The 15,420-nt window shown below is 59.4% G+C and carries 13 protein-coding genes; 2 read left to right on the top strand and 11 right to left on the bottom strand.

What is annotated here, in order from left to right; genetic code table 11:
- Window positions 1–293: 293 nt before the first annotated feature.
- Window positions 294–1,415, top strand: a complete 1,122-nt coding sequence (lptF, locus tag Q6A51_RS18595) for an LPS export ABC transporter permease LptF (protein ID WP_201006014.1) — start codon at window positions 294–296, stop codon at window positions 1,413–1,415.
- Window positions 1,408–2,469, top strand: coding sequence for an LPS export ABC transporter permease LptG (gene lptG, locus Q6A51_RS18600; RefSeq protein ID WP_201006012.1), 1,062 nt, complete (start codon window positions 1,408–1,410; stop codon window positions 2,467–2,469). The genes lptF and lptG overlap by 8 nt, the downstream gene beginning before the upstream one ends.
- Before the next feature lie 51 nt (window positions 2,470–2,520).
- Here the strand turns inward: lptG and Q6A51_RS18605 are convergent, their stop codons facing one another.
- From Q6A51_RS18605 to Q6A51_RS18655, 11 genes are all read right to left on the bottom strand, one after another.
- Window positions 2,521–3,006, bottom strand: coding sequence for an RDD family protein (locus Q6A51_RS18605; RefSeq protein ID WP_201018100.1), 486 nt, complete (start codon window positions 3,004–3,006; stop codon window positions 2,521–2,523).
- A 99-nt stretch (window positions 3,007–3,105) separates the two neighbouring features.
- The gene (locus tag Q6A51_RS18610; RefSeq protein ID WP_007977299.1) at window positions 3,106–3,318 is read right to left on the bottom strand and encodes a cold-shock protein; all 213 of its coding nucleotides are present in this window, start codon (window positions 3,316–3,318) and stop codon (window positions 3,106–3,108) included.
- A gap of 391 nt (window positions 3,319–3,709) precedes the next feature.
- Entirely contained in the window at window positions 3,710–4,837 is a 1,128-nt protein-coding gene (gcvT, locus tag Q6A51_RS18615) for a glycine cleavage system aminomethyltransferase GcvT (protein WP_201018054.1), read from the bottom strand.
- An 81-nt stretch (window positions 4,838–4,918) separates the two neighbouring features.
- Window positions 4,919–7,783, bottom strand: a complete 2,865-nt coding sequence (gene gcvP / locus Q6A51_RS18620; protein WP_304575445.1) for an aminomethyl-transferring glycine dehydrogenase — start codon at window positions 7,781–7,783, stop codon at window positions 4,919–4,921.
- Between the two features lie 10 nt (window positions 7,784–7,793).
- Window positions 7,794–8,177, bottom strand: a complete 384-nt coding sequence (gene gcvH, locus Q6A51_RS18625) for a glycine cleavage system protein GcvH (protein ID WP_201018052.1) — start codon at window positions 8,175–8,177, stop codon at window positions 7,794–7,796.
- Window positions 8,178–8,466: 289 nt separating this feature from the next.
- Entirely contained in the window at window positions 8,467–9,969 is a 1,503-nt protein-coding gene (locus Q6A51_RS18630; protein WP_304575446.1) for a sigma-54-dependent transcriptional regulator, read from the bottom strand.
- A 97-nt stretch (window positions 9,970–10,066) separates the two neighbouring features.
- Complete coding sequence (locus Q6A51_RS18635; RefSeq protein ID WP_201006002.1) at window positions 10,067–10,423, bottom strand: DUF5064 family protein; 357 nt, start codon at window positions 10,421–10,423, stop codon at window positions 10,067–10,069.
- Window positions 10,424–10,533: 110 nt separating this feature from the next.
- Window positions 10,534–10,995, bottom strand: a complete 462-nt coding sequence (locus tag Q6A51_RS18640; RefSeq protein WP_201018050.1) for a YbaN family protein — start codon at window positions 10,993–10,995, stop codon at window positions 10,534–10,536.
- Complete coding sequence (locus Q6A51_RS18645) at window positions 10,992–11,606, bottom strand: biliverdin-producing heme oxygenase (protein WP_201018049.1); 615 nt, start codon at window positions 11,604–11,606, stop codon at window positions 10,992–10,994. Before Q6A51_RS18645 ends, Q6A51_RS18640 begins: the two co-directional genes overlap by 4 nt.
- Before the next feature lie 128 nt (window positions 11,607–11,734).
- Window positions 11,735–14,305, bottom strand: coding sequence for a TonB-dependent receptor (locus Q6A51_RS18650; protein WP_201018048.1), 2,571 nt, complete (start codon window positions 14,303–14,305; stop codon window positions 11,735–11,737).
- 125 nt (window positions 14,306–14,430) lie between these two features.
- Complete coding sequence (locus tag Q6A51_RS18655; protein ID WP_304575447.1) at window positions 14,431–15,396, bottom strand: FecR family protein; 966 nt, start codon at window positions 15,394–15,396, stop codon at window positions 14,431–14,433.
- Window positions 15,397–15,420 lie beyond the last annotated feature (24 nt).

Genomic DNA, 15,420 nt, shown 5'->3' on the forward strand with positions numbered 1-15,420 from the left:
AATGAATGATGTGTGCGGCAAATCGAGGCCTTTTGCAGCCGGTGCCAGCGTCAAGCCTTGCAGTTTGACCCCGCTTTGCAGCCGCTGACAACCCCGAAAAACCGCTTCTACGGTCTGTGTAGGAAGTTGTTGTGAGATCTATCCAGACCGCGCAGTGACAGGAACACCCAATCACAGGATAATGCCGCATATTTTTTGGCGGCTCGCACCTTTGCCGGGTGTGAATGTCTGGTTGCCGTGGCTCATTTTTTCTTGTTTGGCTGCCTGAGCCTGACAACTCTGGAGTGTCTGGTTTGATTGTCTTCCGTTATCTGTCCCGAGAAGTGCTGATCACCTTGAGCGCGGTAAGCGCCGTATTGCTGGTGATCATCATGAGCGGGCGCTTCATCAAGTATCTGGCCCAGGCTGCGTCGGGTGCGCTCGATCCGGGCGTGCTCTTCATGATCATGGGGTTTCGCCTGCCGGGCTTCCTGCAACTGATCCTGCCGCTGGGGTTGTTCCTCGGTATTCTGCTGGCGTATGGCCGTCTGTACCTGGAAAGTGAAATGACCGTGCTCGCCGCTACCGGCATGAGCCAGCAGCGTCTGCTCGCGATCACCATGGCACCGGCAGCTGTTGTGGCACTGCTGGTTGCCTGGCTGAGCTTCAGCCTCGCGCCGCAAGGTGCAACCCAGTTCTCGCTGCTGATCAACAAGCAGGATGCGATGACGGAGTTCGACACCCTGGTGCCGGGGCGTTTTCAGGCGTTGCGCGACGGCACACGGGTCACTTACACCCAGGAGCTGTCAGAAGACCGTACCAATCTGAGTGGTGTGTTCATTTCCGAGCGGCGTGTTCCCGCCGACACGACCAAGGAGCCGAGCATCACGGTATTGGTGGCCGACAAGGGGCACCAGGAAGTGCGTGCCGATGGCAGCCGTTTCCTGATTCTGGAAAACGGCTATCGCTACGACGGTAATCCAGGCGAGGCCGATTATCGTGCGATCAAGTACGACACCTATGGCGCGATGCTGCCCAAGCCGGAAATCAGCGAGGAAATCACCGACCGCGAAGCCATTCCCACCAGTGAGCTGATCGGCAACGACACGCCGCGCTACCGGGCCGAATTGCAGTGGCGTATCTCGCTGCCGATCCTGGTCTTCATCGTGACCTTGATGGCAGTGCCGCTGGCGCGGGTCAATCCGCGTCAGGGGCGTTATCTGAAACTGCTGCCGGCGATTCTGCTTTACATGTCCTACCTGACAATCCTGATTGCCGTGCGCGGTGCCCTGGAGAAAGGCAAGCTGCCGATCGGCCTTGGCATGTGGTGGGTCCACGGGATTTTCCTGCTGGTGGGTCTGGCATTGATTTACTGGGAGCCATTGCGGCTGAAAATGGCGAGTCGCCGTAGCGTAGCGGAGGTGGCTCGTGGTTAAGCTCGACCGATATATTGGCAAGAGTGTATTTCTGGCGATCCTGGCGGTATTGGGGATCATTCTGGGCCTTGCTTCGCTGTTCGCCTTCATCGACGAGATGGGTGATATCAGCGACAGCTACACCCTGATGGACGCTGGCAGTTTCGTTCTCATGACTGCTCCGCGGCGGGTGTACGACATGCTGCCGATGGCGGCCCTGATCGGTTGCCTGATCGGCCTGGGCACGCTGGCCAGCAGCAGTGAACTGACCATCATGCGCGCAGCCGGTGTGTCCATTGCGCGCATCGTCTGGGCGGTCATGAAACCCATGCTGTTCCTGATGGCTGCGGGTGTTCTGGTGGGCGAGTATGTTGCGCCCTACGCGGAAAACCAGGCGCAGGCCGCCCGTTCGCTGGCTCAGGGCAGCGGCGACTCGCAGAGTGCCAAGCATGGTTTGTGGCACCGTCAGGGTGACGAGTTCATCCACATCAACACGGTTCAGCCCAACGGGTTGATGTACGGCGTGACACGTTATCGCTTCGATGAGCAGCACCATATGCTGACCTCAAGCTTCGCCAGACAAGCCAACTACATGACGGATTACTGGGAGCTCAAAGACGTCTCTACCACGTATTTCCGTGATGGCAGCACCGAAGTCATCAAGACCCCGGTCGAGCGCTGGGAAGTGTCCCTCAGCCCGCAACTGTTGAGCACGGTCATCATGCCTCCCGAATCGCTGTCGATTTCTGGGCTCTGGAGCTATGCGCACTATCTGGCAGAGCAAGGCTTGAGCAATGGCCGTTACTGGCTGGCTTTCTGGACCAAGGTCCTGCAGCCGCTGGTGACTGTGGCGCTGGTGCTGATGGCGATCTCGTTCATCTTCGGTCCGCTGCGTTCGGTGACCCTGGGGCAGCGTGTGTTCACCGGTGTGCTGGTCGGCTTTACCTTCCGCATCATCCAGGACCTGCTTGGCCCGTCGAGTCTGGTGTTCGGTTTCTCGCCGCTGTTCGCGGTGCTGGTGCCGGCAGCTGCTTGTGCTCTTGCGGGTGTGCTGTTGTTGCGCCGCGCCGGATAAGCGACTCCCTGAATCGAAAAAGCCGACGTGAGTCGGCTTTTTCATGGACGCTTACTTCTGTTTGGGCACCCGCACCAATCGGGTGTTGGAATACATGTCGTGCCAGGTACGCTGTTGCTTGTCGAACAGGCTCCAGATAAAGCCCAGCCCTACGCACAGCCATGAAGCGATAGAGACGATAAAGCGCAGCAGTGCCTGCATCAGGCTGATGGCGGTGCCGTCGGCGTTCTGTACGCGAATGCCCCATACCTGCATGCCCAGTGTCTGGCCGCCATGGGTCCAGAATTTGGCGAAGAAGCCGAAGGTGGCGAGCAGGAGAATGGAGGAGAGCAAGGGGTCGCCATCCAGTGAGCCGGATTCGGTCAGGGCGCGCAGTCTGGCTTCACCGATGAAAGCCATCAGCACCAGCTTGTAGATGAATGCGGTAACCAGTTGCAGGGCGAAGCAGAGGAGGGCGTCGTAACAGATGGCGGCCAGGCGTCGAGCGAGGCTGGCGGGCGCGAAATCGCCTTGCGGTCGAAGCAGGTGTTTGGGCATCGCGAAGTTCTCGATCACGGTAAAGACCGCATCTTACGAAATCGCGCTGATAAAAAAGCCCCTGAGATCAATAATCAGGGGCTTTTCGGGTTTCAGCTATTAAGCTTCTGCCTGCACTTCATCAGCCTGCATGCCTTTTTGGCCCTGCACTGCAATGAAGGTTACCTTCTGGCCTTCTTTCAGGCTCTTGAAGCCGTTACCTTGAATTGCGCGGAAATGTACGAACAGATCCGGACCGCTTTCTGGAGTGATAAAACCAAAACCTTTTTCGTCGTTGAACCACTTGACGGTGCCGCTCTGACGTTGGGACATTTTCTTATTTCCTTGACGCTTGAATTGATGACAGCCTCTTTCACACGAAAGAGTACTGGGGCTGGTTGCAAGAAGTAAGAAACGTAGAACGGGATGTAGCAACGCTTTGAGCTACTGCCCAGGTCCAGATTCAGCGACCTATGCAAACACAGTCAGGAAACTCTACGCCAACTCTCGTTACAAAAACAAGCCCCGCTTTGTCCCTTGTTTCCTTGGCTGCAACTGATGTGCAGCGATCTTTCACCCAGGCTGAAAAACTGCCCGTTTTTGGCTCGTCGTGCCCGTTGGCGGGGCATTTTTTCAATGGTAGAAACCCTGTTGCGCGCCTCTTGTTAAAGAGTCATGCAGCAGGGTTATTACGCCATGAATAATTGCTGTTTTTTTGACGCTGTTATTTGCCGCGGAAGTAACGCTGTGCAACAAAAGGCATTTTACTCACCAGCATCGCAACCTTCTTGCCGCGCACGACAGCCCAGACTGGCGTATCCAGCGCAGTGAAGCGGCTGTCCAGATAACCCATCGCCAGAGGACTGCCCAGGCTTGGGCCAAAACCGCCACTGCAAACGCTGCCGATTGTCTGGCCTTCTGCATCGACGATTTGTGAGCCTTCACGCACCGGCGTACGTTCCTGTGGCAACAGACCGACACGTTTTTTATCCACTGCGGCCTGTTGCTGGGCAAATATTTTTTCTGCTCCGGGGAATCCGCCAGCCCGAACGCCATCGGCGCGCCTTGCCTTGGATATCGCCCACAACAGGCTGGCTTCGACAGGGGATGTCTCGGTGTTCATGTCGTGGCCGTACAGGCAAAGACCGGCTTCCAGGCGCAGTGAGTCTCGGGCACCCAGACCGATCGGAGCCACTTCCGGCTCCTCCAGCAGACGACGCGCCAGGGCTTCGGCCTGAGCGACCGGAACCGAGATTTCATAGCCGTCTTCGCCGGTGTAGCCAGAACGGCTGACATAGCAGCCAACGCCCAGCAACGTGATGCTGGCGAACTGCATGAAGGTCATGTCTGCCACTTGCGGTGCCAGGCGTGCGAGCACTGTGGCAGCCTGCGGGCCTTGAAGGGCGAGCAGGGCGCGCTCTTCAAACAGTGGCTCTATGGTGCATTGAGACGCCAGGTGTTTGCGCAGGTGTGCCAGGTCTTCGTTCTTGCAGGCGGCATTGACCACCAGCATCAATTGATCGTTGCCCAGGTTGGCGACCATCAGGTCATCGAGAATGCCGCCGTTCTCGTTGGTGAACATCGCATAACGCTGCATGCCGACCGGCAGGTCGATGATATCCACCGGGACCAGGGTTTCCAGCGCCTGTGCGGCACCGGCACCGGTCAGGAGAATCTGGCCCATGTGCGACACATCGAACAGGCCGGCTTTTTCACGGGTGTGCAGGTGCTCTTTCATCACGCCGGCCGGGTATTGCACGGGCATGTCGTAACCGGCGAAGGGCACCATTTTGGCGCCGAGTTCACGGTGCAGGGCGTGTAGCGGGGTGGTCAGCAATTGTTCTGTGGGCATGATGGGTTCCATATACAAGAGAAGGCCTTCGCGAATGAATTCGCTCCTGCAGGAGGAGCGTTCTTCGCGAAGGCTGGGCGATCACGCCTCTTGGTAGCTTTCGATGGACGGGCAGGCGCAGACCAGATTGCGGTCGCCGAACACGTTGTCGACACGACCGACAGGGGGCCAGTATTTGCCTTCGATCAGCGACTCGACCGGATACACGGCCTGTTCGCGGCTGTATGGATGGCTCCATTGACCGACGATTTCGGCGGCTGTGTGCGGAGCGTTTTTCAGCGGGTTGTCATCCTTGTCCAGAGTGCCGTTCTCGACCGCGTGGATTTCTTCGCGGATCTTGATCATGGCCTCGCAGAAACGGTCCAGTTCTTCCTTGGATTCACTTTCGGTCGGCTCGATCATCAAGGTACCGGCCACCGGGAACGACATGGTCGGTGCGTGGAAGCCGAAGTCGATCAGGCGCTTGGCGACGTCATCGACGCTGATGCCACTGGTTTCCTTGAGCGGGCGCAGGTCCAGAATGCATTCGTGTGCCACCAGACCGTTGCTGCCGGTATAGAGCACCGGGTAATGGTCTTCCAGGCGACGGGAAATGTAGTTGGCATTGAGAATCGCCAGTTGCGAAGCGCGTTTGAGGCCTTCGCCGCCCATCATGCGAATGTACATCCAGGTGATTGGCAGAATGCTCGCGCTGCCGAACGGAGCTGCGCAGACTGCGCCTTCCTTGCGCTCCATATGGCCGTGGCCGGGCAGGAACGGTGTCAGGTGCGATTTCACGCCGATCGGGCCGACACCCGGGCCGCCACCGCCGTGGGGGATGCAGAAGGTCTTGTGCAGGTTCAGGTGCGAAACGTCGCCGCCGAACTTGCCCGGTGCGCAGAGGCCGACCATGGCGTTCATGTTGGCGCCGTCGATGTAAACCTGGCCGCCGTTGTCATGGATGATGCCGCAGATTTCACGGATGCCTTCCTCGAACACGCCATGGGTCGACGGGTAGGTGATCATCAGTGCAGCCAGTTGGTCGCGGTGTTCGATGGCCTTGGCGCGCAGGTCTTCGATATCGACGTTGCCGCGTGCATCACAGGCCGTCACCACCACGCGCATGCCAGCCATATGGGCGGTGGCCGGGTTGGTGCCGTGGGCGGACGATGGGATCAGGCAGATATCGCGGGCTTCATCGCCACGGCTCTGGTGATAGGCGCGGATCGCCAGCAGGCCAGCGTATTCGCCTTGTGAACCGGCGTTGGGTTGCAGGGAAATGGCGTCGTAACCGGTGGCGGCGCAGAGCATCGTTTCCAGTTCGCTGGTCAGTTGCTGGTAACCGGCGCTTTGCTCGGCAGGCGCGAACGGGTGCAGGTTGCCGAACTCGGCCCAGGTGACCGGGATCATTTCGCTGGCGGCGTTGAGCTTCATGGTGCAGGAGCCCAGCGGGATCATGGTGCGGTCCAGAGCCAGGTCCTTGTCTGCCAGCTTGCGCAGGTAGCGCATCAGCTCGGTTTCGGAGTGATAGCGGTTGAAGACCGGATGGCTGAGGATTGCCGATTGACGACGCAGGGCCTTGGGCAGATACGACTTGGCGCTGCTGGCCAGGGTGGCGAAGTCCGGCAGGCTCTGGCCATCGGCGGCAAAGATCGTCCACAGGGTTTCGATGGCCGACTGCGAAGTGGTTTCGTCGAAAGACAGGCCCAGGTATTCGGCGTTGATTTCCCGCAGGTTGATATGTTGCGCGCGGGCCTTGCTGTGCAGCGAGGCGGTTTTGGCGCCGGTATTGATTGTCAGGCTGTCGAAGAAGAACTCCTGCTCGACCTTCAGGCCTAGCTGGTTCAAGCCTTCAGCGAAGATCGCCGTCATGCGATGCACGCGATTGGCGATTTGCGTCAGGCCAGCAGGCCCGTGGTAGACGGCATACATGCTGGCGATGTTGGCCAGCAGCACTTGCGCGGTGCAGATGTTGCTGGTGGCTTTCTCGCGACGGATATGTTGCTCGCGGGTCTGCATGGCCAGACGCAGAGCCTGTTTACCGTGGCGGTCCACCGATACACCGACCAGACGGCCGGGCATGTCGCGCTTGAATGCATCGCGGGTGGAGAAATAGGCCGCATGCGGGCCACCGAAGCCCAGCGGCACGCCGAAACGCTGGGCGCTGCCGATGGCCACGTCGGCACCGAATTCACCCGGCGGAGTCAGCAGGGTCAGGGCCAGCAGATCGGCTGCAACCGCCACCAGCGCGTTGGCGCTGTGGAAGCGTTCGATCAGTTCGCGATAGTCGAATACATCGCCATTGCTGGCCGGGTATTGCAGCAGCGCACCGAAGTAGTCGCTGACATCGCCCAGTTCCGCTTCATCGGCCACTACAACGGTGATACCCAATGGCTCGGCGCGGGTGCGCAGCACGTCCAGGGTTTGTGGATGGCAGTGGGCCGAGGCGAAGAAGTGCTGGCTGCTTTTGTTCTTGCTCAGGCGCTTGCAGAAGGTCATGGCCTCCGCGGCGGCGGTGGCTTCATCCAGCAGCGAGGCGTTGGCGATGGGCAGGCCGGTGAGGTCGCTGATCAGGGTCTGGAAGTTGAGCAGCGATTCCAGGCGGCCCTGGGAAATCTCTGGCTGGTAAGGCGTGTAGGCGGTGTACCAGGCCGGGTTTTCCAGCAGGTTGCGCAGGATCGGAGCCGGTGTGTGAGTGTTGTAGTAACCCTGGCCGATGTAGGTCTTGAACAACTGGTTCTTGCTGGCGATGGCCTTGATCGAAGCCAGGGCATCGGCTTCGCTCTGGCCAGCCGGCAGGTTCAGCACGCTGGTGCCCTTGATGCTCTGCGGGATCACGCTTTCGCTCAGCGCTTCGATGGAGTCGAAGCCCAGGGTTTGCAGCATGGCTTGCTCGTCGCTGGCGCGCGGGCCGATGTGGCGGGCAATGAATTCGTTGGCGGTGCTCAGTTCGATAGAGTCAGTCATGTCTCGCTCCTCAGGCTTCAGCGTTGGCTTTGATCAGTCGGTCGTAGGCGTCCTGATCCAACAGGCCGTGAATGGCATTGACGTCTTGCGGGATGAAACGAAAGAACCAGCCGGCGCCGAGCGCGTCTTCATTGACCAGTTCAGGAGTGGCGTCGAGGGCGGAATTGACTTCGACCACCTCACCGTCCAGCGGCATGTTGATGCTGCTGGCAGCTTTTACCGATTCCACGACCGAGACTTCGGCGTGTTGAGTGTAGGCCTGTAATTCCGGGAGCTGCACAAAGACCACATCGCCGAGCGATTCCTGTGCATAAGGCGTGATGCCTACCGTGACACTGCCATCGGCTTCGGCCCGCAGCCATTCGTGTTCAACGGTGAATCGCAACTCGCTCATAACAACTCCTCAAGGGTAAAGGCCGCGGCTGATGCCGGCATAATGAAAAGCTCAGTAGCAATTTTGCGGCCAATATAAATTTATTGTTTTAAATCAATGGCTTGAGATGTTTTTGAGGGCGAGGGATCTAGAAGGCTGTAGCGAAATCGATACAGCGATGGAGGGCTGCAAAATTCCCGTGGGATCAAAGCCTTGCTGGCTGGGGATCGGGGAGGTGTGGATCGAATTCGTTACGGTGGAATGATTTTGTTACGTTTCTTCGCGAATTCATTCGCGAAAAGGTCGGCCACTATTTCCCGATCCCGTACTTGCGCAACCGATGGGCAATCGCGGTATGCGAGGTATGCAGCCGTGCCGCCAGTTGGCGGGTCGAGGGGTAATCGGCATAAAGCTTCTGCAGCAGCTCACGCTCGAAATCTTCGACAGCCTTTTCAAGGCTGCCGACTTCGCCATCGTTCTGGCGGGCGACGGCGGTGCCTGCGATGTCCAGGTCGCCAATGTCCACCAGTGTGCTTTCGCTGATGGCGGCGGCGCGGAAGATCACGTTCTGCAACTGGCGCACGTTGCCCGGCCAGCGGTTGCCCAGCAAGGCGGGGTAAGTACCGGTTGCCAGGCGACACACCGGGCGCTGGATCTGGGTGCAGGCCTGTTCCATGAAATAGCGGGCCAGCAGCAGAATGTCCTGCCCGCGCTCGCGCAGCGGCGGGACTTCCAGGTTCAGCACGTTCAGGCGATAGAACAGGTCTTCACGAAAGGTGCCTTCGCTGACCATCTTTTCCAGATCGCGATGGGTGGCGCTCAGGATGCGCACATTGACCCTGACTTCCCGGTCCCCGCCCACCCGCCTGAAGCTGCCGTCGTTGAGAAAACGCAGCAGCTTGGCTTGCAGGTAAGGCGACATTTCGCCTATTTCATCGAGAAACACGGTGCCTTGGTTGGCCAGTTCCATCAGCCCCGGCTTGCCGCCGCGCTGGGCTCCGGTGAACGCGCCGGGTGCATAGCCGAACAGCTCGCTTTCAGCCAGGTTTTCCGGGAGCGCCGCGCAGTTGAGTGCCAGGAAGGGCTCACCATGGCGAGCGCTGCTGGCGTGACAGGCACGGGCGACCAGCTCCTTGCCGGTGCCGGTTTCGCCCTGAATCAACAAGGGCGCATCCAGCGCGGCGACTCGCTGGGCGCGGGCCTTGAGGATGCGGATGGCGGGGGATTCTCCCAGCAGGGCATCGAAGCCTTCTGCATGGTCATGATGCAATGCCGACAGGCGCTCACCGATCCGGCTGGGCAGGTACAGCGTCAGCAAGGCACCTGCTTCGGTAATGGGCGTTGCGTCCAGCAGCAGGGCTTCGCCATTGAGCGTGACCTCGCGCATGGGCAGGCGAAAACCGTTTTCCAGCAGCGTGGCTTGCAGGCTTGGGTCGGCGAACAGTTCGCCTATGGGCTCGCCTTCAGGTTCACGGCCAATCAGCGCGATCAGCGCCGGGTTGGCCAGCAGCACGTGCCCGGCACTGTCGAGCGCCAGCACCGGGTCGGTCATGGCGGCGAGCAGGGCATCGAGTTGCAGGTGGCGTCGCTGGCCGGGAAGGATATCCACGACGGTGATCGCTTCGACACCGCGTACCCGGAACAACGCATCCTTGAGCTCTTCGAGCATCTGAAGGCTCAGGGTCGGCGCATCGATGTAAACGTTGGGCGGCACCATCTCAACAGCATCGAGATTCAGATTGCGTCCACCCAGAATGGCCAGCACTTCCTGGGTGATACCGACGCGGTCGATGAAGCAGACATGGATGCGCATGAGGCGTTATGGGTTCTGGGCTGCGAGGGTGGCCAGTATGCCTTGCCGGGGTGTTTGTTGATACGCCGTCGCGGCCAAGGCCCCTCCCACAAAATCGTTATTCCAGATGCTCAGGCTTCACAGGCTCACCCGGTTTGGCATTCAGCTTTTCGCGCACGTCCTTGAACATCCTGTCGTAGTCCTTGTGCAAGTCGATGGGCATTGCGGCGAGGTTGGGCAGGCCGTGTTTCATGCCGATGCGCCCTGCGTCATGGGCGAAATTGAAGGCCAGATCCCTTGGTAACTGAAACTCTTCAGAGAAGGCCTTGCCGTTGATCTCGCCTTGCATGGTGAAGTGCATGCAGGTTCCTTCCTCGGGATCTTCGCGCACTTCGTAATGGACATGAATGTCGTAGCTGAACCCTGAGCGTTGCAGGGCCGCGTGGGTGATGTGCAGATGACCTGGCTCAAACATTGAGGTCGCTCCGTCAGAAATTGAAAGTGTACGGGTAGACCCCGGCATGTGTTCCGGGGTTCAGCACCATGAACAAACACCTGACAGGATAGCCGGGCTGTTCTTTTTGGTTACTGATTCAGATCACGGGCAGGCTCGGGCCTGGACCAGAGCCACATATTGCCCATCGCCATGCCCGCGATGGCGAGGTAGAGCCACCAGACATGGGTGAGCAGGCTCAGCATCAGGATGGCGCAGACCAGCATGCTGATGGTCGCGCTGATTTTGGCGCGGCGTGCGACCAACCGGCCATTACGCCAGTTGTGCAGGATCGGGCCGAACACGCGATGGTTTTCCAGCCAGGCGTTCAGGCGCGGCGAACTGCGGGTCGCGGCCCAGGCGGCCAGCAGAATGAATTCCGTGGTCGGCAGGCCGGGGATGAATATGGCGGCAATGCCTATACCCAGGCTGACATAAGCGAGGATGCCAAACAGAAAGCGCGAAAGTCTGGAGCCGGGCGGTTTATAGGTCATGGTCACTACGGGCTGGTTCAAAAAGCCCGGCCAGCTTAACAGCACCGGGCGCTTTTTCATGCTTGAACCTGTTCGATCTCAGGCGCATGGGCGTAAGCGTGTTGCAGCAGAACCGTGAAACGCTCGAAAGCCTCGATGGCGCCCTGATCGGCCTGTGCTTCCTCTTCGGCGCTGAACTCCAGGCCATCCAGGATTCTGATAAAGGTTTTCCAGCCTTCGGCGCGGCCACCGGCGGGTTCGCCCAGATGCCGTGCGCCAAAGCTTTCGCTGAGGTTCAGGGCGGCAGCGCGCTTGATCAGAAAGGCCGCACCCAGTTTTGAGCCTTCGGAGACGAACAGCCAGCCCAGGGCCTTGGCCTTGCTCGGATTCTGCACGGCACCGGCGATGGATCGAGGAATGTCGGTGTTCAGGTCTGCGAGATCGGCCTTGGCTTGCTCGGCGCGGCAACGGGCGGGCAGGTCGGCGATGATCTCGATCAGTTCAGGATCGTTGTAGAGGCTTTGCAGTTCGGCCTGAAACAGATATTGGGCGACGACGAAACGCTTGTAGCTGTCGAGGGTTTCAAAAGGCGCATTGGCCTTGACCGCCTTGTCGAGCTGTTCGTGGGGCGCATGGGTAATCTGGTTGAGCCGCTGGGAACGCAGGGCAGGACGAGTCTGCTCGGTTGTCATCAGGTTCTTCCTTGCAAAAGTAAGAGGGCGTTGTTGAATAGACGAATGGCCAACCCCCGGAGCGTAAAAAAACACGCCGCCGATCACTGTCGATGGCGTGTTTTTCACAGGGCTTGTTGCGCCAGGAATCAGATGTCCCAGACCAGATTGACGCTGAAGTTGCGTCCTGGCTGAGTCAGGCGATCCATGTTGGCCGGAGCAGTAGCACTTGCCTCGCCTACGCCGTCGTATCCGCGCACGTCATCCCACAGCCAGTACTTTTTGTCGGCCAGGTTGTAGAGGCCCGCATTGACGGTGACGTCGTCGGTGACCTTGTAGTAGCCGGTCAGGTCCAGAATGCCGAAGCCCGGTGTGCGGAACTGTGATGAAGAACCGTCCGGCTCATGGAATTCACTGTCATCCACACGTGTCTTGCGTTTGACCAGCGTCCAGCTCAGCAGGCCGCCGTAGCTGTCCTGCTCATAACCCAGGCCGAAAACGCCGGTCAGAGGGTTGACGCTGTTGAGTGGTTCGCCGGTGTCGTTGTTGCGGCCTTGCGCGTAGGCAATCGAGCCCTGAGTGTAGAGACCTTGCGGTGCGCCGAAGCTGTCCAGGTTCAGACGACCCTTGATCTCCGCACCTTTGATGGTGGCGTGCTTGATGTTGTAGGACTGGAAGGTAAGTTCGTCATAGCCGGCAGCCAGACCGTCTTCGTTGATGAAGTCGCGGTACTTGTTATAGAACACGGCAACGTCGAACGAGCCCGACTCGAAGCGGCCACGCAGACCGGTTTCATAGCTTTTGCTCTTTTCGGGCTCCAGGTTCGGGTTGGGTTCGACCAGATAACCGGTTGTGGTGTTTTCAAAGCTGCCATACAAGGCCTTGGCCGACGGAGTCCGGAAACCTTCGGCGTACTGGCCATACCAGGTGTATTCGTTGCTCAGGGCGTAGGTCACGCCGAACTTGGGCGATACGCGATCCCAGGTCTTGTCCTTGTTATTGCCGCCACTCGGATCGTTCAGGCCTTCGGAGTTGAGGAACTCTTCGGTCATTTTCGGGCTCAGGCGGGTGTAGCTGTAGCGCACGCCAGGAATGAAGGTCCATTTGTTCCAGCTGATCTGGTCTTGAGCGAACAGCGCATAGCTGGTGATGGTCGGGTCGGGGAAGTCGCTGGCTGGCACAGGGTTATCACTGGCTACAGGACTGATGGCACCGGCCACGGTACAGGCGCCGAACACCCGCGCACAGGTTGCACTGCCGGTACGCAGGCCTGTGACTTTCTGCCGTTTTACAGTGGTGCCGTAGGTCAGCTCATGGTCGGTGCTGGCAATCGAAAACGCCTTGTCGAACTGGGCATCGAATATCCACTGTTTTTCCTGATAGGTCGTATCGCGATTACGGTACAAGTCACGGACGAACGGGAAGTAGCGTTCGCGGGTGCTTTGCTCGGTCTTGGCATTCTGGTAATTCAGGCTCCACTTGACGTTGTCGACCAGCAGGCTATCGAGAGCAAAGGTGTGTTCGATGCCGAAGCGTTCGCGAGTGACGGTGTCATTGGTGGTACGGCCCCGATACATGCCAACCCCGACGCCGTTGCCGAACGGCCCGCCGACGGCGCTGAGCTGATTGGTGTCGCGATCATCCTTGTACTTTTCGTAGGTCAGCGCCAGACGCGAGTCTTCGGCGTAGTTCCAGCCCAGTTTGGCCAGCACATTGGTTGCGCGCTGGTCTTCAGGGTTGGCCTCGGTACGGGTCAGGCCGGTGCCGCTGGTGCTGCCGTAGGATTCGGTTTCATGGCCTTCGCGCTGGCTCAAATGCAGCAAGGCGTCGAAATCGCCATGGCGGCCAGCAACGGTGCCTGAGGTCAGCCAGCTTTCATCGGCCGAGCTGTAACCGGTTTTCAGGCGGGCGCCGACGTCTTTTCCGGGCTTGATGATGTCGCTCGGGTCCAGGGTGTAGTAACTGACTACGCCACCGATGGCGCTGCTGCCGTAAAGCGCCGAAGCCGGGCCGCGCAGTATCTCGACGCGCTTGACGATTTCCGGGTCGACGTAATTGCGGCGGGTCTGGGCGAAAGGACCGGTGAAGAAGCTGTCCGGGATTTCGACGCCGTCCACCTGGGTCAGGATCCGGTTGTTGTCGATACCACGGATGTTGTAGCCAGTGGTGCCGCCGCGCTGACCGGCACCACCGACCGAAACGCCCGGCTCGTTGCGTACCAGATCGCGGATGTCATTGACGTTGCGACGGTCCAGTTCTGCGCGTGTGTGTACGCTGACGGTATTGGGAACCGAGGAGATATCCTGTTCCTGGCGCGTGGCACTGACGGTGGTCTGCTCAAGGGCGATGACGCCAGAGACGCGCTTTTCCAGTACGACGTTGTTGTCGCCCAGGTTGCGATAGCTCAACTGGCTGCCCGACAGCAGGCGCTCCAGGGCCTGGGCGGGTTGCAGGTTGCCATTGGCGCCAGGGGAGACAACGTTTTGCGCCAGGTCCGACGACACGCCCACCTGCCAGCCGGTGACACGGCTGAATTCATTGAGTGCCGATACCAGCGGTTGTCTGGCGATCGAGAACGTGTAAGTGCCGGCAGCGCGTGCCTGTGGAGCGCTTTCTGTTGCTGCGACGGCGGGCATCGCTTGCATGCCGGCGCTGAAAATCGCCACGGTCAGCAGCGAAAGTGTGAATCGCTTGCGTGAGTGAGTGAACGAGGATGACATACGGTGGCGCTCCCTGACGAACTGCTGGTTATAGTGTTGTGCTGTCGATTCTTAATGCGAATCAGTTGCATTGGCTATGACTAGACGAACGAGGGACGGGGAGTGCGTAAAAAAAGTTTTACCGATCAGTTGATGAGCACTAGCGCAGGTATTTCCTGCACATTGGCCGAAGTGATCTGCGCCAGTGAACGTATCACGTTCAAGGGGTTATCCAGCTTGTAGTTGCCTGTGACGGTGACGCGATCCAGTGCGGGGTTGGTGTTGATGATCCAGCCGGGATAATAGCGACGCAGCTCGGCCAGAACTTCGCTGAGCGGGCTGTTATCGAAGATCAGTCGACCCTGGACCCAGGCCAGGTCCCTGGCCGGATCGAGCCTTTCCCGATGGCCAAAACCCGATGGACCTACGCGAACGCTGTCGCCCGCGCCAAGGCTGACTCTGGAGTCGCCGCGTATGGCGCTGACGTCTACCGCGCCACGCTGAACCTGAACCCGCGCTTCGCCATCAAGGTAACGCACCGAAAACTCGGTGCTGTTGGCGCTCATGCGGATCGGGCCGGCTTCGATCTCCATCGGCACGTTCGGATCGAGGGCTACATTGAAATAGGCTTCCCCTTGATACAGGCGTGCCACCCGTTGCTTGTCATCAAGGTGGCTGGAAAAGGCCGAGTTGGTATTGAGCAGGACTTTCGAGCCGTCGCTCAGTTGCAGGCGCTGGCGTTCGCCGACTACCGTCAGGTGGTCGGCCTGGATGCGCAAGGGCAGGTTGCTGAAGTTGAACAGCCCCAACAGCAGAACAGCCGCTGTGGCCAAGGGTTTCCAGTGCGGTCGGATGCGTTGCCAGCGCGAAGGCTTGTGCGGTTGTTGCAAGGCCGCTGCCGCGTGCTGAACGGTTTGCGAGTCCCATATCGCCCGGGCCTTGGTGAAAGCTTGCGCATGGGCAGGGTCGGCCTGCAGCCAGGCCTCGAAGTGTGCCTGCTGCTGAGGATCTGCGCCTTCCAGTTCGATCAGCCAGGTCAGGGCTTGATCCATTGCGCTGTCGCTCAGTACATCCTGCGCAAGCGACTGCGGGCGTTCTGTTCCTGGGGTCACGGTGTTCCTCGGCAAACTCGGTTT

The sequence above is a fragment of the Pseudomonas serbiensis genome (assembly GCF_030580745.1).
GTDB classification, from domain to species: domain Bacteria; phylum Pseudomonadota; class Gammaproteobacteria; order Pseudomonadales; family Pseudomonadaceae; genus Aquipseudomonas; species Aquipseudomonas serbiensis.

Excerpts from the sequence above, each read along its gene's own strand:
- Q6A51_RS18605 (WP_201018100.1), bottom strand. The coding sequence starts at position 3,006 with ATGCCCAAACACCTGCTTCGACCGCAAGGCGATTTCGCGCCCGCCAGC.
- Q6A51_RS18610 (WP_007977299.1), bottom strand. The coding sequence starts at position 3,318 with ATGTCCCAACGTCAGAGCGGCACCGTCAAGTGGTTCAACGACGAAAAA.
- gcvT (WP_201018054.1), bottom strand. The coding sequence starts at position 4,837 with ATGCCCACAGAACAATTGCTGACCACCCCGCTACACGCCCTGCACCGT.
- gcvP (WP_304575445.1), bottom strand. The coding sequence starts at position 7,783 with ATGACTGACTCTATCGAACTGAGCACCGCCAACGAATTCATTGCCCGC.
- gcvH (WP_201018052.1), bottom strand. The coding sequence starts at position 8,177 with ATGAGCGAGTTGCGATTCACCGTTGAACACGAATGGCTGCGGGCCGAA.
- Q6A51_RS18630 (WP_304575446.1), bottom strand. The coding sequence starts at position 9,969 with ATGCGCATCCATGTCTGCTTCATCGACCGCGTCGGTATCACCCAGGAA.
- Q6A51_RS18635 (WP_201006002.1), bottom strand. The coding sequence starts at position 10,423 with ATGTTTGAGCCAGGTCATCTGCACATCACCCACGCGGCCCTGCAACGC.
- Q6A51_RS18640 (WP_201018050.1), bottom strand. The coding sequence starts at position 10,995 with ATGAAAAAGCGCCCGGTGCTGTTAAGCTGGCCGGGCTTTTTGAACCAG.
- Q6A51_RS18645 (WP_201018049.1), bottom strand. The coding sequence starts at position 11,606 with ATGACAACCGAGCAGACTCGTCCTGCCCTGCGTTCCCAGCGGCTCAAC.
- Q6A51_RS18650 (WP_201018048.1), bottom strand. The coding sequence starts at position 14,305 with ATGTCATCCTCGTTCACTCACTCACGCAAGCGATTCACACTTTCGCTG.